The sequence below is a fragment of the Arcobacter lacus genome, assembly GCF_003063295.1.
GTDB classification, from domain to species: domain Bacteria; phylum Campylobacterota; class Campylobacteria; order Campylobacterales; family Arcobacteraceae; genus Aliarcobacter; species Aliarcobacter lacus.
Window position 1 is genome coordinate 392,287 of record NZ_MUXF01000019.1, and the last position, 24,004, is coordinate 416,290.

At 26.2% G+C, this 24,004-nt stretch carries 19 protein-coding genes; 7 read left to right on the forward strand and 12 right to left on the reverse strand.

The genetic code is table 11. The features are described 5' to 3' along the window. Positions 1-67 precede the first annotated feature (67 nt). The 4 genes from B0175_RS10690 to B0175_RS10705 all read left to right on the forward strand — a co-directional run bounded on the left by B0175_RS10690 (position 68) and on the right by B0175_RS10705 (position 8,591). On the forward strand, positions 68-2,053 hold the full coding sequence (locus B0175_RS10690) for a HAMP domain-containing methyl-accepting chemotaxis protein (protein ID WP_108528536.1): 1,986 nt from the start codon (positions 68-70) through the stop codon (positions 2,051-2,053). 140 nt (positions 2,054-2,193) lie between these two features. Next, positions 2,194-4,056: a methyl-accepting chemotaxis protein gene (locus tag B0175_RS10695; protein ID WP_108528537.1), complete on the forward strand. Its 1,863-nt coding sequence runs from the start codon at positions 2,194-2,196 to the stop codon at positions 4,054-4,056. Position 4,057: 1 nt separating this feature from the next. Beyond that, positions 4,058-5,722 (forward strand): sensor domain-containing protein, encoded by a 1,665-nt coding sequence (locus B0175_RS10700; RefSeq protein WP_108528538.1) that lies wholly within the window; start codon positions 4,058-4,060, stop codon positions 5,720-5,722. A gap of 19 nt (positions 5,723-5,741) precedes the next feature. Continuing rightward, complete coding sequence (locus B0175_RS10705) at positions 5,742-8,591, forward strand: ABC transporter substrate-binding protein (protein ID WP_108528539.1); 2,850 nt, start codon at positions 5,742-5,744, stop codon at positions 8,589-8,591. Positions 8,592-8,747: 156 nt separating this feature from the next. Here B0175_RS10705 and B0175_RS10710 read toward each other — a convergent pair whose 3' ends face one another. From B0175_RS10710 to B0175_RS10730, 5 genes are all read right to left on the reverse strand, one after another. Beyond that, positions 8,748-9,617, reverse strand: a complete 870-nt coding sequence (locus tag B0175_RS10710; RefSeq protein WP_108528540.1) for a 4Fe-4S binding protein — start codon at positions 9,615-9,617, stop codon at positions 8,748-8,750. Continuing rightward, entirely contained in the window at positions 9,596-10,069 is a 474-nt protein-coding gene (locus B0175_RS10715) for a TlpA family protein disulfide reductase (protein ID WP_108528541.1), read from the reverse strand. Before B0175_RS10715 ends, B0175_RS10710 begins: the two co-directional genes overlap by 22 nt. Beyond that, positions 10,069-11,394 carry a c-type cytochrome gene (locus B0175_RS10720; RefSeq protein ID WP_108528542.1) on the reverse strand — a complete coding sequence of 442 codons (1,326 nt, stop codon included), beginning with the start codon at positions 11,392-11,394 and terminating at the stop codon, positions 10,069-10,071. The genes B0175_RS10715 and B0175_RS10720 overlap by 1 nt, the downstream gene beginning before the upstream one ends. Continuing rightward, positions 11,391-12,785, reverse strand: a complete 1,395-nt coding sequence (locus B0175_RS10725) for a c-type cytochrome (protein WP_108528543.1) — start codon at positions 12,783-12,785, stop codon at positions 11,391-11,393. The genes B0175_RS10720 and B0175_RS10725 overlap by 4 nt, the downstream gene beginning before the upstream one ends. Positions 12,786-12,872: 87 nt before the next feature. Beyond that, positions 12,873-13,538, reverse strand: a complete 666-nt coding sequence (locus B0175_RS10730; protein ID WP_012147707.1) for a winged helix-turn-helix domain-containing protein — start codon at positions 13,536-13,538, stop codon at positions 12,873-12,875. A gap of 109 nt (positions 13,539-13,647) precedes the next feature. Here B0175_RS10730 and B0175_RS10735 point away from each other — a divergent pair, with 109 nt between their 5' ends. Further along, positions 13,648-14,202: a GNAT family N-acetyltransferase gene (locus tag B0175_RS10735; RefSeq protein ID WP_151951110.1), complete on the forward strand. Its 555-nt coding sequence runs from the start codon at positions 13,648-13,650 to the stop codon at positions 14,200-14,202. Here the strand turns inward: B0175_RS10735 and B0175_RS10740 are convergent. Together B0175_RS10740 and B0175_RS10745 are read right to left on the reverse strand one after the other, a co-directional pair. Beyond that, a complete protein-coding gene (locus B0175_RS10740; RefSeq protein WP_210004355.1) occupies positions 14,199-15,617 on the reverse strand; it encodes a HoxN/HupN/NixA family nickel/cobalt transporter in 1,419 nt (472 codons plus the stop codon). The two genes, B0175_RS10735 and B0175_RS10740, sit on opposite strands and share 4 nt — an antisense overlap. A 20-nt stretch (positions 15,618-15,637) precedes the next feature. Further along, positions 15,638-16,555: a metal ABC transporter solute-binding protein, Zn/Mn family gene (locus tag B0175_RS10745; RefSeq protein ID WP_108528546.1), complete on the reverse strand. Its 918-nt coding sequence runs from the start codon at positions 16,553-16,555 to the stop codon at positions 15,638-15,640. Between the two features lie 122 nt (positions 16,556-16,677). Between B0175_RS10745 and B0175_RS10750 the strand changes: the two genes are divergently transcribed. After that, on the forward strand, positions 16,678-17,052 hold the full coding sequence (locus tag B0175_RS10750; RefSeq protein WP_108528547.1) for a Fur family transcriptional regulator: 375 nt from the start codon (positions 16,678-16,680) through the stop codon (positions 17,050-17,052). Beyond that, complete coding sequence (nhaA, locus tag B0175_RS10755; protein ID WP_108528548.1) at positions 17,042-18,226, forward strand: Na+/H+ antiporter NhaA; 1,185 nt, start codon at positions 17,042-17,044, stop codon at positions 18,224-18,226. Before B0175_RS10750 ends, nhaA begins: the two co-directional genes overlap by 11 nt. Before the next feature lie 11 nt (positions 18,227-18,237). On the opposite strand, the gene B0175_RS10760 is transcribed toward nhaA, so the two are convergent. Genes B0175_RS10760 through B0175_RS10780 form a run of 5 tightly spaced genes read right to left on the reverse strand, consistent with a single transcriptional unit; the run spans position 18,238 to position 23,951 of the window. After that, the gene (locus tag B0175_RS10760; protein WP_108528549.1) at positions 18,238-19,374 is read right to left on the reverse strand and encodes a cytochrome-c peroxidase; all 1,137 of its coding nucleotides are present in this window, start codon (positions 19,372-19,374) and stop codon (positions 18,238-18,240) included. After that, a complete protein-coding gene (locus B0175_RS10765) occupies positions 19,343-20,278 on the reverse strand; it encodes a sterol desaturase family protein (protein ID WP_108528550.1) in 936 nt (311 codons plus the stop codon). The genes B0175_RS10760 and B0175_RS10765 overlap by 32 nt, the downstream gene beginning before the upstream one ends. A gap of 7 nt (positions 20,279-20,285) precedes the next feature. Beyond that, positions 20,286-21,230: an imelysin family protein gene (locus B0175_RS10770; protein WP_108528551.1), complete on the reverse strand. Its 945-nt coding sequence runs from the start codon at positions 21,228-21,230 to the stop codon at positions 20,286-20,288. After that, positions 21,227-22,570 (reverse strand): di-heme oxidoreductase family protein, encoded by a 1,344-nt coding sequence (locus B0175_RS10775; RefSeq protein WP_228156102.1) that lies wholly within the window; start codon positions 22,568-22,570, stop codon positions 21,227-21,229. The genes B0175_RS10770 and B0175_RS10775 overlap by 4 nt, the downstream gene beginning before the upstream one ends. Positions 22,571-22,595: 25 nt before the next feature. Then, the gene (locus B0175_RS10780) at positions 22,596-23,951 is read right to left on the reverse strand and encodes an imelysin family protein (protein WP_108528553.1); all 1,356 of its coding nucleotides are present in this window, start codon (positions 23,949-23,951) and stop codon (positions 22,596-22,598) included. Positions 23,952-24,004 lie beyond the last annotated feature (53 nt).

Below are 24,004 nucleotides of genomic sequence, written 5' to 3' on the forward strand. Positions count from 1 at the left end.
CTCAGATTTTACTATTAGTTTACTTACATTTTAATATTAGAATTAGATTATTTATTTAGGAGAAGATATGAAAGTATCAAAGAAGTTATTTGCAGGATTTGGAATAATAGTAATGTTAGTTATTGTTCTAGGTGTAGTATCAACACAAAAGATGTCAACAGTAAATGAACAATCAACAATAATGGCAGATAATTGGATGCCAAGTATAGTAATAACAAATAAAATAAATACAGCAACGTCAGATTTTAGGATTGTAGAATATGATCATATTTTATCAAAAACAGATGAAGAGATGAGAAGTAATGAACAAAAGATGAAAGAGTTGTTGGATGTTATAAAAAAAGATTTTGAAATATATGAGAAATTAATCTCTTCAGATAATGAAAAAGCTATGTATGAAGATTTCCAAAAAGAGTTTAATAAATATTTGAAAATGGATGAGAATTTAATAGCTGTATCAAGAGAAAATAGAACAGATGAAGCAATAAAACTAATCAGAGAAAGTGGTGTTGTTTATGATAACTTTTCTTCAATACTATTAAAATTAGTAAACCTAAATGTAGAAGGTGGGAAAAATGCTAGTAAACAAGGAGATGAAATATACTCAAGTGCAAAAATTTTACTTATAACTATTATTTCTCTTGTTATCTTGCTTTCAATATTTGTTGCTTTCTTTATTACAAACTCAATCGTTAATTCACTTAAAGATTTACAACAAGGACTATTTAGCTTCTTTGGATACTTAAATAGAGAAACTTCAAAAGTAGAATTGATAAACCTAAACTCAAAAGATGAGTTTGGAGAAATGGCAAAAGTAGTAAATGAGAATATTGTAAAAACACAAAAAGGTATTGAAGAAGATAGAAAATTAATAGATGAAACAATATCAGTATTAAGTGAATTTGAACAAGGAGACTTGTGCCAAAGATTAAACCTAAATGTTTCAAACCCAGCATTAATGCAGTTAAAAGAAGTTTTAAATAAAATGGCTTCTAATCTAGAAAATAATATAGATAGTGTATTAAAAATATTAGAACAATACTCTAACTATAACTACCTAAATAAAATAGATAAAAAAGATTTAAAAGAACATTTGTTAAAACTAGCAAATGGTGTAAATACTTTGGGTGATTCTATAGCTGAAATGCTAAAAGAGAATAAAGCTAATGGATTAACATTAGATAAAAGCTCAAATGTGTTGCTTTCAAATGTAGATAAATTAAACCTAAGCTCGAATGAAGCAGCAGCATCTTTAGAAGAAACTGCAGCAGCATTAGAAGAAGTAACTTCAAATGTAAGAAATAATACACAAAATATAGCACAAATGGCAAAACTGTCAAGTGAAGTAACAGCTTCAGCTAACCAAGGTGAAAAATTAGCAAATGAAACAACAGTTGCTATGGATGAAATAAATAATCAAGTTAATTTAATAAATGAAGCAATAGGTGTAATAGATAATATAGCATTCCAAACAAATATCCTTTCTTTAAATGCTGCAGTTGAAGCAGCAACAGCAGGTGAAGCAGGGAAAGGATTTGCAGTAGTTGCAGGAGAAGTGCGAAACCTAGCATCAAGAAGTGCAGAAGCAGCAAGAGAAATAAAAACAATAGTAGAAAACGCAACAAGTAAAGCAAATCAAGGAAAAAGTATCGCAACAAATATGATAGAAGGATATAAAGAGTTAAATCAAAATATCTCTCAAACAATAAGCTTGATAAGTGATATACAAAACGCAAGTAAAGAACAATTGCTAGGAATTGAACAAATAAATGATGCAGTAACATTATTAGATAGACAAACACAACAAAATGCAATGATAGCAAGTCAAACACATGATGTAGCATTGATAACAGATGAGATATCAAAACTAATAGTAAGTGATGCAGATTCAAAAGAGTTTGAAGGTAAAAATGAAGTAAAAGCGAAAGATATAAACGTAGGAACAAATAATAGACAAATACATGAAGTAGAGAAGAAAAAAGTAACAGCAACAAAAAAAGAGACAAATATAACTTCTTCTAAATCTAATGATAATGAGTGGGAAAGCTTTTAGGCTTTCTCTTTTCACTTTCTTAAAACTCTTTTTAATATTAATTTTTAATTTTTCCTCTGATTCCTCAGATTTCACTATGAGTTAACTTACATTCTAATATTACAATTTCATTAGGAATAATTTAAATTGAAGGGTACAAAATGTTAAAAAGAATCAACACCAAAAAAAAGTTATTTATTTTCCCAGTCATGTTTATTTTGATTATGTTAATTTCAGGTATTGCATATAATCATTTTAGCAACTTGGAAAACTCTAGAAGTAAAATATCTTTAGAAACAGAAGAATTTATTCAACAATTACTAAGAGGACGAATCTCTGTATATCAATTTTTAAGAGCTCCAAATATTGAGAATGCACAAAAAGTTAGGGATAACTTTAAAGTATTGATAGATAATGTATTAAATTTAAAAGAGCAAGTTACAATGGAACAAAATAAAATTCTATGCGATGAAATAGTTACTTATTCAAAAGAATATATTGCCAATTTTGACCTATTTTCAAATAAATTGATAAATGATTTTAAAAATAATCAATCAGAATCACAAGAAGTTAAATCAATCATAAAAAAAATGGTTGATGTTGGTATTTTATTAGAAGATAAAATCAATGAAATAAATAAAAGTGCTTTAGAATTAAAACAAGAAGCAAAAAATTTATTCAATACAATTTTAACTTCAATTATTGTTTGTTCAATTATCTTTTTTATTTTAATTTCATTATTTATATCTAAAATAATCATTCAATCTTTAGATAATTTTAAAAAAGGATTAATATCATTCTTTTCATATCTAAATAGAAGTTCAAAAGAAATCTCTTTATTAGATGATACTTCTAAAGATGAATTTGGTGAAATGGCAAAATTTGTTAATGATAATATTAAACAAATCGAAAAAACTATAAATCAAGATAGTGCACTAATAGAAGATGCAAAAGTTGTAATGACTAGAGTAAATAATGGTTGGTATGGTCAATTTATAGAAAAATCAACTTCAAATGCCTCTTTAGAAGAGTTTAGAAATAATGTAAATGAAATGATTGAAAGCACAAAAAATAGATTTGAAGAAGTAGATAAAATCTTAGAAGAGTACTCGAAACTTGATTATAGAAAAGTTTTAAAAATGCATCAAAATGATGAAAAAGGTGGAGTATTTGAAAGGTTAGTAGTAGGAATAAATACTTTACAAGATTCTATTACTCAAATGTTAATTGATAATAAAACAAATGGATTAACTTTAGATGCAAGTTCAGATATATTGCTTATAAATGTAGACAAATTAAACCAAAGTTCAAATGAAGCAGCAGTAAGCTTGGAAGAAACAGCTGCTGCAATCGAAGAGATTACTTCAAATGTTAGAAATAATACAGAAAATATTGCAAAAATGGCAAAACTATCTAATGAAGTAACAAAATCTGCAAATGATGGTGAAGAGTTAGCAAATCAAACAACAAACGCGATGGATGAAATAAATAATCAAGTAAACCTAATCAATCAAGCAATAAGTGTAATTGATCAAATAGCATTTCAAACAAATATTCTTTCACTTAATGCTGCTGTGGAAGCAGCAACGGCAGGAGAAGCAGGAAAAGGATTTGCAGTAGTTGCAGCAGAAGTGAGAAACCTAGCATCTAGAAGTGCAGAAGCTGCAAAAGAGATAAAAACAATAGTAGAAAATGCAACTTCAAAAGCAAACCATGGAAAACAAATAGCAGATGATATGATAAAAGGTTACATATTACTAAATGAAAATATTCAGCATACAATAGAGTTAATAGGTGATATTCAAAATGCGTCAAAAGAGCAATTATTAGGAATAGAACAAATAAATGATGCTGTAACCCAATTGGATCAACAAACTCAACAAAATGCGATGGTAGCAGGACAAACACATGATGTGGCAAAAATAACAGATGAAATAGCAAAACTTGTCGTAAATAATGCAAATGAAAAAGAGTTTAATGGTAAAAATGACGTTAAAGCTAGGGAGATAAGAAAAAGGGCATAACATGTTCAATGAAATGGAAACTATTATAGAAAGTACTGGTGCTTTAATTTATGTTATTGATTTATCAAACTATAAAATAATTTACGCAAATAAAAAATCAAAAGAAGAATTTGGAGAAATTATTGGTAAAACTTGTTATGAGGTTTTGGAAAAAGATTTAAAAAGTCCTTGTCCTTTCTGTCCACTTCAACAACAAAAAATAAATTTGATTGATATTCCTATTGGAACAACTTATGAGTGGGAGAATAAAAACTCTATAAATCATAAACATTATTTGTTTACTGATAAAATAATAGAATGGTCAGATGGAAGAAAAGTCAAAGTACAAATAGGAATAGATATAACTAAACAAAAAGAGTTAGAAAAAGAGATTTCACAATTAGCTTATTATGATAGTTTAACAGGTATTCCTAATAGACTATTGTTAAGAGAATTACTTATTCAAATGATAAAAGAGATAAAAAGATTAAACTCTTATGGTGCACTTTTGTTTATTGATTTAGACTATTTCAAAATCATAAATGATACTAAAGGACATAATATTGGAGATATTGTTCTAATAGAAACAACAAAAAGAATTAAAAGTATTTTAAGAGAGAATGATATTGTAGCTAGATTAGGAGGAGATGAATTTATTGTTGCTATGAAGTTTCCTAATAATGATGAAAATTTAGTTGTAAATTATATAAATGAGATTTCTACTAAACTTCTCAAAGAGATTAGAAAACCATATCTTATTCATGATTTTGATTTTAGATTATCTGCTAGTGTTGGAATTGTTTTATTTAGAAATGACTCTTACAGTATAGATGAATTGATGAAATTTGCTGATACAGCTATGTACAATTCAAAAGAAAAAGGAAGAGATAGATTTAGTTATTTTAATCCAAAGTTACAACAAATAATAGAACAAAAAGCTGATTTAACTCAAAAATTAAGAAATGCAATAGAAAATAAAGAGATGATAATACATTATCAACCTCAAATTTCATATGAAAATAATCAAAATAAAATAGTTAGTGTTGAAGCTTTAGTTAGATGGAAAGATGCAAAAAAAGGTTTACTATTCCCTGAAAAATTTATTTCACTTGCTGATGAAACAAATTTGATTGTACCTTTAGGTGAACTAGTTTTCGAAGAAGTATTAATACAACTAAAACAATGGCAAAATGACCCTATAAAAAAAGATTGGAAAATATCTATAAATATAAGTTATAAACAATTTCAAGAAAAATCTTTTTATAATTTTTTAAAATCACAAATAGAAAAATATGAAATTGAACCAAATAAAATAAAGTTAGAATTAACAGAAAATTTATTGATAAAAAATACCCAAGAAATTTTGGATAAAATAAAACAATTAAATAATTTAGGAATAAATCTATCAATTGATGATTTTGGTACAGGTTATTCATCTTTGGCTTATTTAAAACAATTATCAATCAATGAATTAAAAATTGATAAATCCTTTATAAAAGATTTGCCAAATAATTTGAATGATTCAATTATTGTAGAAACAATATTATCAATAGGAAATAAATTTAATTTAAATGTCGTTGCAGAAGGTGTAGAAACACAAGAGCAATATGAGAAACTATTATCTATGGGATGTAAACATTTTCAAGGTTTTTTATTTAAAAAACCTGTTAATGCAAATCTCTTATAACATAATTTAAAGGAATATCTTGAAAAAAATATCTCTGTTTTTACTATTGATTTCTTTTTTATATTCAAATGAATTAACTCCTGTTTCAGTTCAATTGAAATGGAAACATCAATTTCAATTTGCAGGATTTTATGTAGCTAAAGAGTTAGGAATTTATGAAAAATATGGTTTAGATGTAAATTTCAAAGAGTTTGATGGAAAATTTGATCCTTTAAACAAAGTATTAAACAATGAAAATAATTTTGGAGTAGATGATTCATCTTTAATCTATCATAAACTAAATGGTGCTGATATTGTAGCTCTTTTTTCAATTTTCAAATCTTCGCCTATTGCTTTATTTAGCCAAAAAGAGTTAGATACATTAAACTCTTTAAATAATAAAAACATAGAGTTTGCTAAAAATGAAATTTCAAATATGTCAATAAATGCCGTTTTAAAAAGTCAAGATATTCATATAAATGCAAAAGAACACTCTTTATATTCAAAAAGTTTTATAAATAAAGAATCTGATGCAATTGTTGGATATCTATCTAATCAAGCCTACCTTTTAGAAAAAGCCAACATCAAATATAATACTTTTCTTCCAAAAGATTATGGATTTGATTTTTATGGTGACATGATTTATACTTCAACACAATTTGCAAAACAAAATCCTAAAATCGTAAAAGATTTTATTAAAGCCACAAAAGAAGGTTGGATATACGCTTTTAATAATATTCCTTTTAGTGTTGATTTAATCTATACTAAATATAACTCTCAAAAAAAATCAAAAGAGGCTTTAATTTATGAAGCAAATATTTTAAAACATTTTAGCAGTTATTTAGAAAAAGATTTTGGAACTATTGATAAATCAAAAATCAAAGAGATGGCAAATACAATATCTTTAATCTATCCACAAAAATTTAAAAATATAAATTTGGATGATTTTATTTGGAATGAAAAAAAAGCCTTGAGTGATTTTTATAAAAATCACTATTTAATAGAAAATAAAGAGTTTACGGTTTGTGTTCAAGATAACTCCTTTCCAATAGATGGAATAGACAATAACAATAATTTAATAGGAATATCCGGAGAAATTTTAAATACTATTGCTCAAAAATTTCAATTTACACTAAAACCAATAAAAATTGATGATTATCAAGAAAATATTCAAAATATTTTAGATGGTAAATGTGATATTGTAACTATCACTGCTGAAGACTCTTATAAATATTATAAAATCATGGATAGAAGCAATTTTTATTTAAAATCAAACTTAGTAATTATTACAAAAATAGATAAACCTTTTATTGAAAACAATATCCTTGAAAATAAAAAATTTGTTACAAGATATAGTGTATTCAAAGATTATTTAACTTCTCACTATTTAGGAGCAAATGTATTAGTTGAGAATGATTTAAAAAAGATTATTTCAATGCTAAAAAATGATGAAATTGATGGTTTTGTAACAGATAATATAACAGTTGATAGATTGATACAAAAGTTTGGATATGGAGAATTTAAGATATCAGGATTTTTAAATCATATAGACCAAATAAAAGGTGCTTTTGCTATTAAAAAAAGTGAACCTGAATTAAAAGAGATTATAAATCTTGGACTAAGTGATTTTTCACAAGAAGATATAAAATCAATTGAAGAAAAATACAAAGTTACAAGATATGCCGAAATTATTGATGAAGATTTAATTTGGAAAATATTTTATACATTTTTATTTATTTTAATTACTATTCTATTTTTTGTTGTTTTTTTAAAAATAAAAAATGATGAATTAAATGAATGGCTTGATTCTGCAATAGAAGGTATTAGTTTATTTGAAAATGGAAAACTTTTAAAAGCAAATAACCAGCTTTTAAAAATATTAGGTTATGACAATTTTAAAGAGATACAAAACAAAACTTATTTTGATTTTGTTGCACCAAAAGATTATCATATCTTAAAACAAAAATTAAGTGATGACCAAGAACCTTACGAATTAACATTTGTAAAAAAAGATGGTTCATTTATCGATGGATTAGTAAAAGGTCATAACATAAAAGGCTCAAACAAAAGAATTAGTACGATTATAGATATTAGTGAATTAAAGAATACTCAAAGAAAATTAGCTGAATTAAATTTAAATTTAGAAGAGCGAATAAAAGAGGAATTACAAAAAAATCATGAACAAAGAGCAATTATGTTCCAACAAGCAAAACTCGCTGAAATGGGTTCAATGATGAATATGATTGCACATCAATGGAGACAACCTCTAAATAATATATCATTAATTGTAAATACAATAATCATAAAACATAAAAAAGAGAATTTATCAACTGAAACTTTAGATAATCTAAAAAATAATTTTAAACACCAAATAGATTATTTATCAAGTACAATAGATGATTTCCAAAATTTCTTTAAACCTAAAAAAGATAAAGAGTCTTTTTCTTTAAAAGAGACTATTCTCTCTACTTATAGTTTAATACAACCTATATTTGAAAGTAATCACATTAAATTTAATTTTCATTCAGATAAAACTATTAGTTATTATGGTTATAAAAATGAACTACATCAAGTTATATTAACTATTTTTAATAATTCAATTGATGCATTTAAAGAGAATAACTTTTCAAATAAAATGATTGATGTTATTTTAGAAGAAAATGAAAATACTTTAATAATTAAAATAAAAGATAATGCAGGTGGAGTAAATGAGGAACTTTTAGAAAAAATATTTGATTTATATTTTTCTACAAAAACTAAAAAAAATGGTACAGGTTTAGGACTTTATATAAGTAAAACGATTATAAATCGGCATTTTAAAGGTGAAATAAAAGCTTTAAATATAAATAATGGGCTTGAAATAAACATAATTTTTCCAAAAAATCAATAAAAAATTTTTTGGGAAAAGTGGTATTCAAACAATAAATTAACACTCTCTTTGTAAAATTTTGCAAATGGTTAATCTAGATTAAATAACTTTTAAAACAATCTCATCCTACTAATTTTCTGAGTGTAATATACAAGTTAAAAAAGTCTAGACCATTTTTTATTTATACAACTCTTTATTTGTAAAATAGCAGTTATCTAAAAAAGAGCTATCTAAAATATAAAAAATCACAAATATCATCAATAAAAAGACTACTATTCCAAAAATATAACCATTTTTTGAAAAACTTCTAAAAATATTTCTATCTTCAAATTTTTTCTTTATTAAAGATGGTTTATTAAATTTTAACATCACTTTTTCACAAGCAACTTCACAAAGTCCACATTGAACACATCTTATATCAAAACCAGCTTTTATATCAAGCTCATCAATAGGACAGATTTTTACACATTTATTACAGTCTATACAACTTTCTTTATCAAAAAACTCAAAAGTTTGTTTATCTTTTTGAGGAAGAATCGCACTTACAAAAAAGTAAGGACACAAAATAGAACAATACCAACCACGAAATACTAAAAAGATACTTGTAAATAGAGTTGTTAAAATTCCTACAAAAATTGAAGCTGTATCAAATTTTGTAAAATTTAAAACTAAATTAGAAGCTGATGTAAAATATGAAATCGTTGAAAATGCTAAAACAAAAGCAAATAACAAAATTGTAAAAAAAAGAATAAAAGGATTTTTTATAGATGTAGTTATAAATGTAGCAATAGAAGAAGGACAAAAATATCCACAAAAAAACCTAGAAATAGTAAAATTTAATCCTACTAACAATCCAATAAATAAAGAGATAACAATATAAATAAGTTGATGAGTTGAAGCCTCAAAAGCCATAAACAAAAACTCAAATCTATGAAATTCAAAATTAAACATCAAAAAATGAATATTATTAAAACTAAGACAAGGAGTTAAAATATATAAACAAAATGTTATAAATAAAGTTGGTGCTAGAACTTGTTTTTTTGCCATAAATCTATCCTTTGTTCTGGTGGTAAAGTACCATTTTCATATAAACCTTGTTGTAAATTTTTGACAAGTTTTGTCAAAAGTAGTTCATTAAAAGAGTTATATTTTTTTATTACTTTTAACTCTTTATCAAAAACTAAAATATAAGGAATGCTTTTATCTACGCCAAATTTTTTAGAATCTTCAAAAGAAATAGAATTTGTTTTGAAATTTGAAGTTTGAGATAATATTTTTGGCACTTCTTCATCAACAAAAAATAAAGTAACAAAAACATCACTATTCTTTTTTGAAAAAGACTCTAAATAATCATTTGTTTTTTGACAAACAGGACACCAAGAAGTTACAAACGCAACTATATTTATTTTATCTTTTTTTAAAATATCTTCTAAAAAAGGAGCAGCAAATGCCACTCCTTTTAAAACTATTACTAAAAATAAAAGCCTAAAGACTTTCATTATTTAGCCTCTTTCAATTCTAAAATCCAAGTTGCTAATTTTTTAGCTTCATCTTCACTTACATCTTGAGGTGGCATAGGAATAACATCGTATTTATTCTCACTTCCATTCATCATACTTTTTACTAAAACAGCTACTTCGCTATTTTTAGTTGATACCTCTTTAAATGAAGGACCTACTAATTTAACATCTACATTATGACAAGAAAAACACCCTTTTGATTCGGCTAAAACAGCTGGATCATTTAAGTCAAGTGCTGGTTTATTTGCCATTTCTTCCTTATATTTTTTGTATTCAGTTAAAGAAGCATTCATAAAATCTTCAGTTGCTTGAGCTTGAAGAGCAAGTGGTTCAGCAAAAGAAACAACTCTAACACCTTCTCTTGTTGTTGCCATTAAAAAAATCGATAACAATACAAGTGCTACTACTCTAAATGCTGATTGAGAACTTACAACCTCATCTTTAAATTTACTTAATACATATAAAAATGCAACAATCAATAATAATGAAGCAATAAAAGGTAAATAAATAAATCCTGTGTGCATTAAAGCTTCACTAATTCTTGCAGTAAATACAAAAGGTAATAGTGGCATTACAACTATATTTAAAGGAGTTGCAAGTAAAAACCATTTTTTACCTTGGCTGATAGAAATTTTCCCTATTTCAGTATCACCTCTTTTTACCCATCTAGCTCCAATAAATATCATAACAATACCAGTTGCCATAAATGCCGTTAAAAAGAAATTTAAAAGTCTAAATCCAGTAACTGGAGTAAACATAATTTCCCAAATATTATTTATACTTGCAAAAAGTTCTGGCTGCATATAAAGATTTGTCATTGACATAAATACAAATGGCAATGTAAAAAATGCTAATACAGCTGATAATCCAATTGCTATATGAAAACCTTTATGATTTTCTAAAGCATGCCAAGAAAATTTATAAGCATAAGATAATAAGAATGCAATAATATTTCCATAAATAATATGTAAAATATGCGGACTAATTTTTAAAATTGCTGTATAAAAAAATCCAGTAAAAAGTACAGAAATTACAAGTAATGGAGCAACTCCCCATAAAGCACCCATATTTTCTGAAACTGTTGTATAGTTTGTCATTCTATAAGCAAACTTATCATAGTTTGAATCTTTTTTAAATACACCCATAATATTATAAATAACAGAAGCAGTTGAAGCTCCAATTAACATATAAATAAAACAAATATGTACAACAAAAACTATAATTCCTAAAATACTAAAAAACTCTAAAGGTAAACCTAAAGTTGGTGTAATTAATGGAATATCAAATGGTAATTTCCAATTCATTTTATAACTCCTTTAGTGTTTAAAGATTTAATATAAGCTGCTAACGCATCTTTTTCAGCTTCAGTTCCTACAAATGGAGGCATATATGGAGTCCCACCACCTGGAAGATTATTTAATCTATTTCTAATAGCATCATGTGACCAACCAGTTGTTAAACCTTTTAATCCATTAATACCATTTTGGGTATGACAGATACGACACTCTATTTGATAAATTGATTTACCAACTTCTAAAATATTTGATTTATCTTCATTTACAACTTTTTTACTTTCATCTAAGAAAACAGCATGTTTTAAAATTCCCACTTTATTTAAGTATGGAACATCTGTTGTTCTAATACCATTTGAATACATATAGTTATAAATTAAAAAAGGTTTTCGTATAAATTCTCTTACTCTTTCTTCATATCCCCAAAGAACTAAAAATCCAGCAACCATTAAACTTGCTGCTAAATATGGCATTCTTTTTGGTGAAAAATAAGCGATTATTGTTGTAATTATGATTGAAGCACCAACACCAATAGCCATTAGATACATTAAATCAAATCTATCTTCAAAAGCTCTTGTCATAACAGCAGTTGGAATCATAGAAAGTGCAGCAGCTGGAATTTCTGTATAATACCAATAACCAAAAATAGCACTTATTGGAACAGTTATTAACATAATTGCCGCTAAAAACTTAATAAGTCTAGCTTTTGCTTCTTTATCTTCTTCATTTTTTGAAAAAGTTGCAATTATCCAAGTCCACATAATAGCAAGTGCTGCTGCAAATGCGATAGATGTAAATGTTCTAAATGCTAAAGAAGGCCACCAAGTTGGATTAAATAAAGCATTATTGTAATCTACATTTCCCGGATAAACTTCAGGATCTACCCAAGGTTGTCCATCAAAATTTGGAGTTAACATAAATGCTAAAATTGCAGTGATAATAACCATTGTTAACCATGAAGAAATAGCATAATAAACACCTAATCTTATAGTCTTTTTTCTTCCTTCATCACTTGTTTGATTTTTCTTCCAAGTCATAAACAATAGTAAAAGAAGTACAACTTCAAAGTTAAATACTATCCACTCAATAAACCATTTCCAAAAGAATACTCTAATTAATCCACCAATTGCATTTGGACTTAAAATATTTGCATGTATCCACATACCAACACCTGTTAATGCACCAACTGAAGTAGAAACAATAAAAAATACCATAATAACTTTATAAGTTAAATTATAAGCTTGCATATCGTTTTTCTTATTTGCCCACCAAGCCATAGCAGCAAGAACAACCGAACCTCCAACTGCACCTCCATGAGATACAAAGACATGGATAATTGCATTTATTGCCATCAACATTCTTTGCCCTATAAAAGGCATTTCAAATATGGGGTAATCGAACATACCCAATCCTCCTGTATATTTATTTGCTTAATGCAAACGGTATTTTAGATATACAGTGTTAATTATTCGTTTGTAGTATTTGATAAATTATATGTTGATTTTGTAGCCACTTACTCGATTTGATAAAATAATATCATTTCCTAAAAGCTGTCTAATTTTATGAATATGAAAACGAATTACTCCATTTTTACTATCACTACAGGCTGGATATACTTCTTTTTCTAAATCTTCAGAAGAGACAAAAATATCTCTAAATTTAAGTAAATAATCTAAAATCAATAAAGGTTTTTCTCCTAAAATAATTTCATCATTATCTACTAAAATTTTTTTATTAAATATCCCATATTTTATATTTTTCTTTAAAGTTATAAAATCAGAATGAACTTTAAACTGTCTTCTAATAAGTGCTTTTATTCTTAAAATTATTTCATCTTCATCTACATTTCTTATAACACACTCATCGCAACCTGATATAAAAGATGGTTTTATCATACTTGAAATTGAGGCTATGACCATTTTCATAGTCATATCATGGCACTCATTTAATAATTTTATTAATTGAAATCGTGGAATTGCTTTTTCTTCATTTATATTCAATAAATATAAATCATATAAGTTATAATAAATAGATTCTAAAAATTCATCATTATTACTACAAATATCTACCAAAAAGTCATTATTTTTTAAAATCTCTATAATTTGAGAAATGGATTTATCATTACTTTCTAAAACTAAAATTCTTATTGCTTTCAATAATTTTCTCCAAAATTTTACATAACCACTAGCATTTTAAAATAAATCTATTAATTATCTGTTAGTTAAGGTTTAGTAGAATCCACAAAAAATGCATTTTGGAAAAATTATGATAAAACAAGCAAATAAAAATAGTATTACAAATATTTCAACCCTTATTTATGATGCAATTCATGATATTGCAAATACTTTAACTGGTGAAAATGAAGATAAAAAAATTTTAGAAACTTTGGATTATTATATAAAAATGGATGTTTGTAGGCTTAGTTATAACAATATTTATACTTATGAAACAAATAACCAAATAGTTGGACTTTTATTAGCATACAATTCAAATGATGTAGAAAAACTAGACTCGCCTATGATTGAACATTTAAAAAGAAAAAATATTTTTTTAGATTCATTTGAAAAAGAGTGTTTTGAAGATGAATTTTATATAGATACAGTTAGTGTAAGTCCTAGCTTTCAAGGAAGAGGAATAGCAAAAGAGTTGTTTAGTTTTGCCGAACAAAAAGCAAAAGAGTTAGATTTTGAGAAACTCTCACTTTTAGTTGATTTTGAAAATCCAAAAGCAAAAGCTTTGTATGAAAGATTAGGATTTCAAGATAATGAAATCCTAAAAGTTTCAGGAAGCAACTTCTATCATATGATAAAAGAGATTTAAAAAATCTTCGAACTCAAAAGTAATAATAAAGCCAAAATAAACATAAAAATAGGTGCAAGTATCTCTAAAATATTTATAATTTTTGAAGATTTTGAAGACATTTTATGAATACTTACTCCTAAAAATGATGAAGCAAAAATCACAACAGCCATTCCAAGACTTATACTAATACTTGCTAAAAATACTGCAAAATAAGTTTTTAATAAAAAAGCATAAACAAAAAGTAAAACTGTTCCTGGACAAGGAACTATTCCTGCTGTTAAAACAAAAATCAAATCCTGTTTTTTACTTCTTTTTTGAAGTAAAATAGGTTTATTTTGAGTCAATTTCACAAAATTTTGATTTTGTGGTTTTATATCAAATTTTGTACTTTTTAACTCTACACTACAAGAGACACAAGAACAAGACTTTTTCTTTACTTTTCTATATAAAATGTATAAAGCTAAAAACATAATAATAACTGCACTTAAAGCTGTAATATAAGTAACACTATTTTCTATAAAATTATTTAAGACACTTTGAAGTATTAAAACTGAAATAAGCACTATAATTAAAGCCCCAATTATATGAACAAAAGCGGTAAATAAAGAGATAATAAAAGCTTCAAAATAAGAACTTTTTTGTGAAGAAAAATATGAAAATGCCAAAGCCTTTCCATGTCCAGGACCAAGAGCGTGAACAACTCCATAAATAAAAGATGCCATAAGTAAAAAAACTAAAGCAATTTTATCTCCATTTTCAATATCTACTAAATATTTTTTTATATTATTTGTAAAAACATCTAAAAAATTCTCTTTTTTAGGCTCTTCATAGATTTTCTCTTTCTCTTCAACTTTTTCTATTTTTGGAACAATGACTTCGTTTTGTATCTCTTGAATTGTTAAACTTGGTGCATTTATAGTATAAGTTACTTCACTTATATTTGTACTTTTTTTAACTTCGTAAGGAGTATCAAATTTTTGTTTTTCATCTTGAAAGATTATAAAAAAATAACCTTCTTTATCAAATACTCTAATATTTAAAATATTTTTATCATAAAGTTTGTAGTCTAAAGTAATATTGTAATCAAAATTCAAAATTCCATTTTTAAAACTCATTTTATAATCTTGAACTTCAAAAGGAATACTTTGTCCATCAATTTTATTATCATAAGATATAGTTGTTAGAAAATTCCTTGGTTCTAAATAGTTTAATAAAGCATCTTCAATAAATTTTAACTCTTTTTTATCAAAAGTTCCATCTAAATTTAAATCATATATTTGTAATAATTCATCAGAAAATTGTTTTGCAAAACTCCAATTTATGCTTAATGTTTTAATATTTTGATTATCTGTTTTTATATGTGTAGAAACATGAGTTCTTGGAGTATAAACTGAACATAAAGAGCATCCAAAAAGGATACTCTTAAAAATCATAAATAGTATAAAAAATCTTATCATTTATAACTATTTGCAATCTCTTTTGCTGTTTTTAAAAGGTCATTTTTCCAATTACCACTCAAAGGATCAATAGAAACTACATTTGCACCAATACTTTGAGAAATAGTTTTTGCACTTTTTTGTGAAAATTGAGGAGCAACAAACACTATTTTTATATCATGTTTTTTTGCCTCTTCAACAAGTTTTACTAACTCATTTGGTTTTGGCTCTTTTCCTTCCATTTCAATAGATATTTGTTCTAAATCATATCTTTTAGCAAAATATCCCCAAGATGGATGAAATACCATAAAAGCTTTATCTTTATAAGGTGCTAAAATATTTTTTATTTCAGTATCTAAACTATCAAGTTCTTTTACAAATTCTTCATAATTAGCTTTATAAAAATCACTATTTTTTTCATCAATTTTTAACATAGCTTCATAAATATTTTTTGCTTGAACTTTTACAGAAATTGGATCTAACCAAGTATGTGGATCTAAACCTGATTCATCATGATCAGCATGTTCTTCATGCTCATGTTCATGATGTTCATGATGTGCATGACCTTCATGTTCATCTTCATCCTCTTCATCATGATGTTTATGTGCAACCATAGGAATTCTTTCTATTCCAACAGTAGTATCTACAAATAAAGTATCTTTTGCATTTTGTTTAAATTTCTCTATCCACGCTTGTTCACTTGGATCACCAACTAAAAAATAAACTTTTGAAGAAGCTAAAGATTTCATCTGAGAAGGTTTTGGTTCAAAGTTATGAGGAGAACTTCCTGGCTTTACCATAACATTTATGTCAAATTTATCTTTTACTATTTTTTCTACAAAATATTTTTGTGGCAAAATATTTACTGTTAATTGTGGTTTATTTGCATATAAAAATGAAGCAAAAACCAAAAATAAAACTAAAACTTTTTTCATTATTATCCTTTATTATTTTTATGCAACTTAGTTGCAATTAAGTTGAAAGTTTAATCTTTTTAATCTTTAATGCAACTTAGTTGTAAAATGATTTTAAAAAGAATTTTGATACAATATTTTTCATGAATATAATAGACTTTACTCACATAAAACTTACAAATGCAAGGAAAGCAATATTAGAGATATTAATAGACTCTAATAAACCCTTATCTTATGAAGATATAAAAGATTTTATATCTATGGACAAAGCAACTTTTTATAGAAACATAGCTATTTTTGAAGAGGAAAATCTTATAAATTCTTTTGAATCAAATGATAAAAAAAGATATTTTGAAATCAAAAAAAATCAACATTCACATTTTATCTGTACAAACTGTTCAAAAATTGAATGTATTCATGAAAAATTAAATTTAACACTTCCAGAATACAAAATCGAAAATATTATTATTAAAGGTATTTGTAAAGAGTGTTTAAAAAAGGAAAAAAATGAAAAATAGCCTATTTTTAATTAAAGACTTTATATCAAAAGAGACTTTAAGTGGATTAATACTTTTTGTAGTAACTGTACTTGCTGTAACAATCGCAAATTCAGATTTTGGTCCATATTATTTTGAACTTTTTTCTACACAACTTGGAATTAATTTCGGACAATTAAATGCATCTATGAGTTTACTTCATTGGATAAATGATGTTTTAATGGCAATATTCTTTCTTGTTGTTGGATTAGAAATAAAAAGAGAAATGTTAATAGGAGAATTATCTAGTGTAAAAAAAGCATCTTTTCCTATAATTGCTGCCATTGGAGGAATGATAGTTCCTGCAATACTTTATATAAGTCTAAATCCTGATCATATAACAGGTTTTGGGGTACCAATGGCAACAGATATTGCTTTTGCTTTAGGTATTTTGATGCTTTTAGGAAATAAAGTTAATCCTGCAATTAAACTATTTTTGGTAACTCTTGCTGTTGTTGATGATTTAGGAGCAATTGTAGTTGTTGCTATTTTTTACACAAATGAACTTCACTTTGAATATTTCTTATATGCTTTTGCAGTTTATTTTATAATTTGGGTTTTGAACTACAAAAATGTACAAAAATTAACTCCATATATAATTTTAGGAGTTTTTTTATGGATATTTATCCATAAAACAGGTATTCACTCTACAATTGCTGGTGTTTTATTAGCTTTTGCAATTCCTTTAAATAAAAAAGCCGATTTGGAAGAATCAGTTGAACATTTAAGTGTAGATAATCCTTTAGTAAAATTAGAACATGCTTTACATAACTTCTCAGCTTTTATTATAATGCCTTTATTTGCATTTGCAAATGCAGGAGTAATAATAGATTTTTCAAATGTTATGGAACATCAATTAATAGTTTTAGGTGTTGCATTAGGTTTAGTTGTAGGAAAACCAATTGGTATTTTTAGTTTTACATATTTAGCTACAAAATTAAAACTCAGTGTGAAACCAGAAAACGTAACTTGGAATGATATATTTGCTGTTGGATTCTTAGGTGGAATTGGATTTACAATGTCTATTTTTATCTCTCATCTTGCATTCAGTGATGAAAATATAGTAGGTGCAGTAAAACTTGGAATATTTGCAAGTTCAGTTATAGCTGCATTTATTGGTTCAGTTCTTCTAATTTTAAAAGCAAAGAAAAATTAAAAAAGAGAATTTTACTTCTCTTTTTTCTCTTGTTCCTCTAAAAGATATTCATATTTTTTATCTGTTAAAAGTTTCATAAATGCTACAAGAGCTTCAACTTTTCTATCAGTTAATTTATTTGCTTTTAACTCTTCTAAAGAAATATTCTCTTTAACTTCTGGTTCAGCCCAAGTTTTTCCAGTTTCTTGATCAATAGTTCTATCTTTATTGTTATATTTATCATAAAACTCTACAACTGTTTTTAAATCTTTAAACACTCCATTATGCATATATGGACCTGTAACTGCAACATTTCTTAAAGTTGGAACTTTGTGTTTTCCTTTTTGAGTAACATCTGACACATTTGAATTTGCTAAAAGCCCTTCATCTATTGCTTTTACACCATTTTTTGCTCTTAAATGATGGTTTTCAGGAGTTCCAATATTGTGGTACTGATAGTTTGTAAAAGTTTCACCCTCTTTATCTTCACCTTTTAAAACGTGACAATTTGCACAAGAATTGTTATTATTAGAGAAAAATATAGATTTTCCTAAATCTTCAAGTGGTGTTAAATCATATTCACCTCTTAAATATCTATCATATTTTGAATCAAATGGTGAGAATTCGTCAGTTCTTTCAAAAGAAGCAATAGCAATAGTCATAGCTTCATAAGCTTTATCATCATTTTTAAAAATATCAGCTCCAAAGATTTTTTTAAACGAATCAACATATAGAGTATTCTCTTTTAGTCTATCAACAACTGATTTTTTATTTGGCATTCCCATCTCAATTGGATTTAGTGGTGGACCACCTGCTTGCCCTTCTAAAGTTGCTTCTCTTCCATCCCAAAATTGTCCACCAACATGTTTTTTTGTTTTTTCATCAAAATGAAACTTTGGAGAAAATTTTGCATAAGATGCTGTTGGAGCTTGTCTATCACCTAATGATTTTCCATCATCACCAAGTGAAGCCATTTTTTTTACACCATTATCTCTATTATCAGTAAATGCTACATCAGGATTGTGACATGTAGCACAACTTTGAGTTCTATTTTTAGATAAATTTACATCAAAAAATAAAATTCTTCCTAAATCCTCTTTTTTCAAATCTTCTGCTAACAAAGATGAAAACATCAAACTAACTATTAAAAATAGTTTTAAATTTTTCATTAAATCCCCTCTTTTTTAATAAATTCATAAAAGGTCTAATTATCAAATACTTTAAAGACAAATAGTCCTTCATTTGTTCACGTCTTAAACCAAACTTTAAAATTTTAACATCTTTTGATAGAGTTAAACTTCCAAAAATTCTATCCCAAATCGCAATATAACCACCATAATTTTTATTAAAATGCTTTTTATCATGATGAATCTGATGTTGTTTAGGTGAAAGTAACCATTTTTCTACAATTCTTCCATAAGACAATGGGATATGAGAATGTCTAAGATTTGAACCTAATAATGAAAAAATAAATAAAAAAATATTTACTCCAAAAACCATATAAATATCAACTTTTGCACCAAATAAATATATAAATATACCAGTTACAAATCCAACACTTAAAGAATATCTAAGTCCAAAAAGAAAATTCTCAACAGGATGAACTCTATAAAATGTTATTGGTGTTAAAACTTTTGCACTATGGTGAACTTTGTGAAACTCCCATAAAAATGGTATTGTATGCAAAAATCTATGAAGCCAATATCTTGTAAAATCACTTATAACAAATATAGAAATTGTGTACATTAGAACTATCTGTTTATAACTAAAAAAAGTATTATCATAATAATCAAAATAAAAATATAACTCTTTATTTATATATAAAGCAACAGTTTTTGCACTTATAATAAAAGGTACCAGTAAAAATATATTTATAAAATAAGATAAAAAAAAGTAGTAATAATCTAATTTTGCACTTGGATGTAACCACAATTTTGAAGAGGTGATTAATCTACTATTTTTTTTAGTAACATAAAAATATACAATTGCCAAAAATATAGAACTAATTATATAAATCCAAAATATTCTTTTACTTGGATTTATTACATATTCAAGTGCAAAAAAATCATTCATTTTTTAATTAATCTCCATCGGCATCTAAAACATTTGCTTTTAGACCTAATTTGTCAATTAAAGATAAATAGTAAGCATTGTGTAAAGCTCTCGCACTTTCAAATAAATCTTGTGCTTTTGAAAAATCATCTTTTTTTAATTTTGATAATTTTTCTTTTGTTTCAATTATTTTATCAAGAGCTACTTTTAACTCTTTTTGTGCATTAAGCTTTTTAGATAAAGAAGCAAAATTATAATAGTTTTTATCTTCTAAAATCTCTTTTTGCGCATCTAAAATAGCATCAATTGCTGCAAAAGAATTTTGACTTAGAAAATACTCTGCTCTACTGTTATTTGGATCATTCTTGAATTTTGCAGAAGAACCACTTGCATTACCAATTCTCCACTCTTTTAATCTATAAGTACTTGCAATTAAAGTATTAATAACTATTGCAGTATCAAATTTCTCATCTTTTGGTTTAGAAGTTAAAAACTCTTCATAAGCACCTTTTATATCTTCTAATTTTGAAATTAATGAATCAATAATAACACCAGCAATCTCTTTTTTTCTTGTAGTAATCGTTTTCTCACTATATAAAACATATTCTAAAGCATTTACTGTTTTAAATGAATTTTTAAATAGTGCTTTTTTAGGATCATCATTTGAGTCAATCACTCTTTGCATTTGTGAATTTAAATCTTCTTTTAAGTTATTAAAAACATCAATATATCTTGGTGTATCTAAATATTCATCATCTAGTTCACCTGCAAAATATAGTGCTTCAACTTTTTTCCAGTCTTTTATAAATTTTGTAAAATTTTGATCACTATAATCTGCTTTTAAAGCTTTTGCATCTTTAATTGCTACTTCAACATCTGGAATAGACACATTTTTAACAATATTAAAAAGAGCGCTATCTTGCGCAAACATTGCAACACTAAAAAACATTAAAAATAAAAACTTTTTTATCATAATTCCTCCAAAAATCTAATCAATTTTTCTCTTTTTTCTTTCGGTAAATTCATATAGTTTTCTTTACTATTTTGAGCTTCACCACCATGCCATAAAATCGCTTCTTGATAACTTCTAGCTCTTCCATCATGTAAAAGCCTCGGATTTTCTTTATTTATTTTTTTATGTAAAGCTAATCCCCATAAAGGAGCTGTTCTCCATTCACTTTGTGAAGCTAAAAATTCAACTCTTCCATCAGCTAAATCTTCCCCCATATCATGAAGTAAAAAATCAGAATATGGTGAAACTTTAAAACCTTCTTTTGTTTCAAAACTTATTATATGACATTTTGAACAAGAAATAGCTTCAAATAAAGCTAATCCTTCATTATATTCTTTTGTATTTTTTGGAACATAACTTTTTATATTTTTCAAATAAAAAGCAATCGCATCTAATCTTTCATCTGGTAAATCAATACTATCTTTTGCTTTTGGAGCATTGTTACATGCTTCTTCAAAATTTGTACAGTTTTCATTAGGATTAATTGAAGTTGTCAATCCAATATCATTTGAAGCTGCATTTGCTATTTGTTCTTTTAAGAATGCAACACTTGCTTTCCAAGTATATTTTCCTAATTCAGTTTTTTTTGTTATTTTTGAATAAACCCAATTAGCTCGACCTGAAATTCCATCTCCATCTTTATCCTCTATATCTTCATTTGCTAAAATATCTTCGTCTGAAATTAAAGCAATTAATCCCATTCCATTTAAAGTTTGTGCAATTCTATATGATACATTTGAATCTTTATGTAAATCACCATAATTCAAATCTGTCAAATTATATTTTGGTTTAAGTAATATTTGCTTTTCTCCATCTGGAAAAATAATTTCTTTTTCTTCAAAATCAATATTAACCTTTCCTTCAAAATCAACTCCAAATATACCATTAATTGCCAATTGATTTCCATAAACTGGTTCAGGTACAAAACCTTGATATTTCAAAAATTCTTTATGCTCTAAACTATCATTTGATTTTATAGATAATCTTGCTATTAAAGCTCTTGAAGGAAATTTATCTTTTGAAAATAAAGTTCCTCTTCCATTTTTTGGATGACAGCTAATACAACTATTTGCATTAAAAAGTGGTCCTAATCCATCTCTCGCAGTTGTAATACTCGGTGCTTCAACCCAAGGTATAGAAAAAAAACTTCTTCCTAACATAAACTTATCATATTGCTCATTATTTAACCCTTTTTGAGGAATTGTAAGTAATGAACTATTTTTATTTGTTGATAAAAAATTACTATTGCTATTAACTGCAAAAAGCCCTGTAGCTAAAATAGCTACAAGGCTTTTTATCAAAACAACTTTTTTTAAAAAATTGTTATTAAATTTTTGTTTCTTCTGGATCTGTAACATCATCTGTACTTAAATTAATTCCATTTGCTGAAGCAACATTAACCATTTCATCACCAAGTTTTCTCATTTCATTTTTAAGTTTAACTATAACTTTTGATTGTTCATTGTCAGGTCTAATTTGATAATCAAAGTGAGCTTCTGTTTTAGCGATTTTATCAATACTTTCAATTTTTTCTTCAATAGAAGACATCAGTTTTTCTATTCTATCTTTTGTTTCAGCATCAACAGCATCAAATAAAGACTTTCCATATTTTTTACCATTATAAGTTGCAGTTAAAACATTTTTAAAACCTTCATAATTTTTAACTATATCCCTATGAGTATTATCAGAAAAACAAGAGTGCTCATCTTCTTCACTTGGAGTTAATACTGCAACAGCAATTCTTTCATTTGCAAGTTCTGATTTAATAAATACACCCATTCCTGCAATAATTTGTTTTAATGCCTCTTTTTGATCAATATTTTTCTCTTTATCTTTTCCTTTTAATTTACCTAAAAGTGCTGCTTGATAAAGACCTTGATTTCCTTTTACTTCTTTTTTCCAAGCACTTGCAACAATTTCTAAATCTTCAACTAATTTTTCAGAACTTGCTTTTAAATAAGCTAATCTTCTTTGTGCATTTTTATCTGTTGTAAAATCACTTAACGGTCTTTGTCCTGCTACCATTGCACCTTTTGTAACATTATCATCCATAAAGTTTGCATAATCTTGATCTTGTCCCCATAATAAAAACTCAATTGCATGGTAACCAGTAGAAACATTTGCTTCTCCACCATTTTCATTTAAATCTGTTAAAGATTCAACTGTGATTTTTGTTACATCAACTTCTTTTGAATCTTCACCACCTGGATTAAATTTTCCAACAGTATCGATAATATTTCCAGAAGTTAATTTTCCTTCTGCATCTATAGTATAATCAATCATATTTTCATCTAAAGGCCAAGCATTAATTTGTCCTTCTAATGCACCATAAGCATCAGAAACCCATCCCTCTTCAGCATCAATTGGTCCATTTGATAATCTGAAAATCTCAGTTGAACCATATGATTCTCTTGATTCTAACCAAGCTTTTTTTGCAGCATCAAAATTTTCTTGTGTTGGTTTCTTTGCAAATTTGTCAATAGCTACTTTTAAACTTTTTGCATCTTTTAAAGCATTTGTATAATTATCTAGAGCGATATTTGCATAAGCTTCTAAAATAGAAGCTTGTTTTGAAACTTCAACTTTTTTTGATTCATTATTATTTGTTGCTGCGTAAGAAGTAAGAGCAAGTGATGCTACAACAGAAACAGATAATAAAATTTTTTTTGTACTTTTAATCATAAACTTTTCCTTTTTTAATATTGATTATTTTCATCTAAAATTAAAGCAAAAAA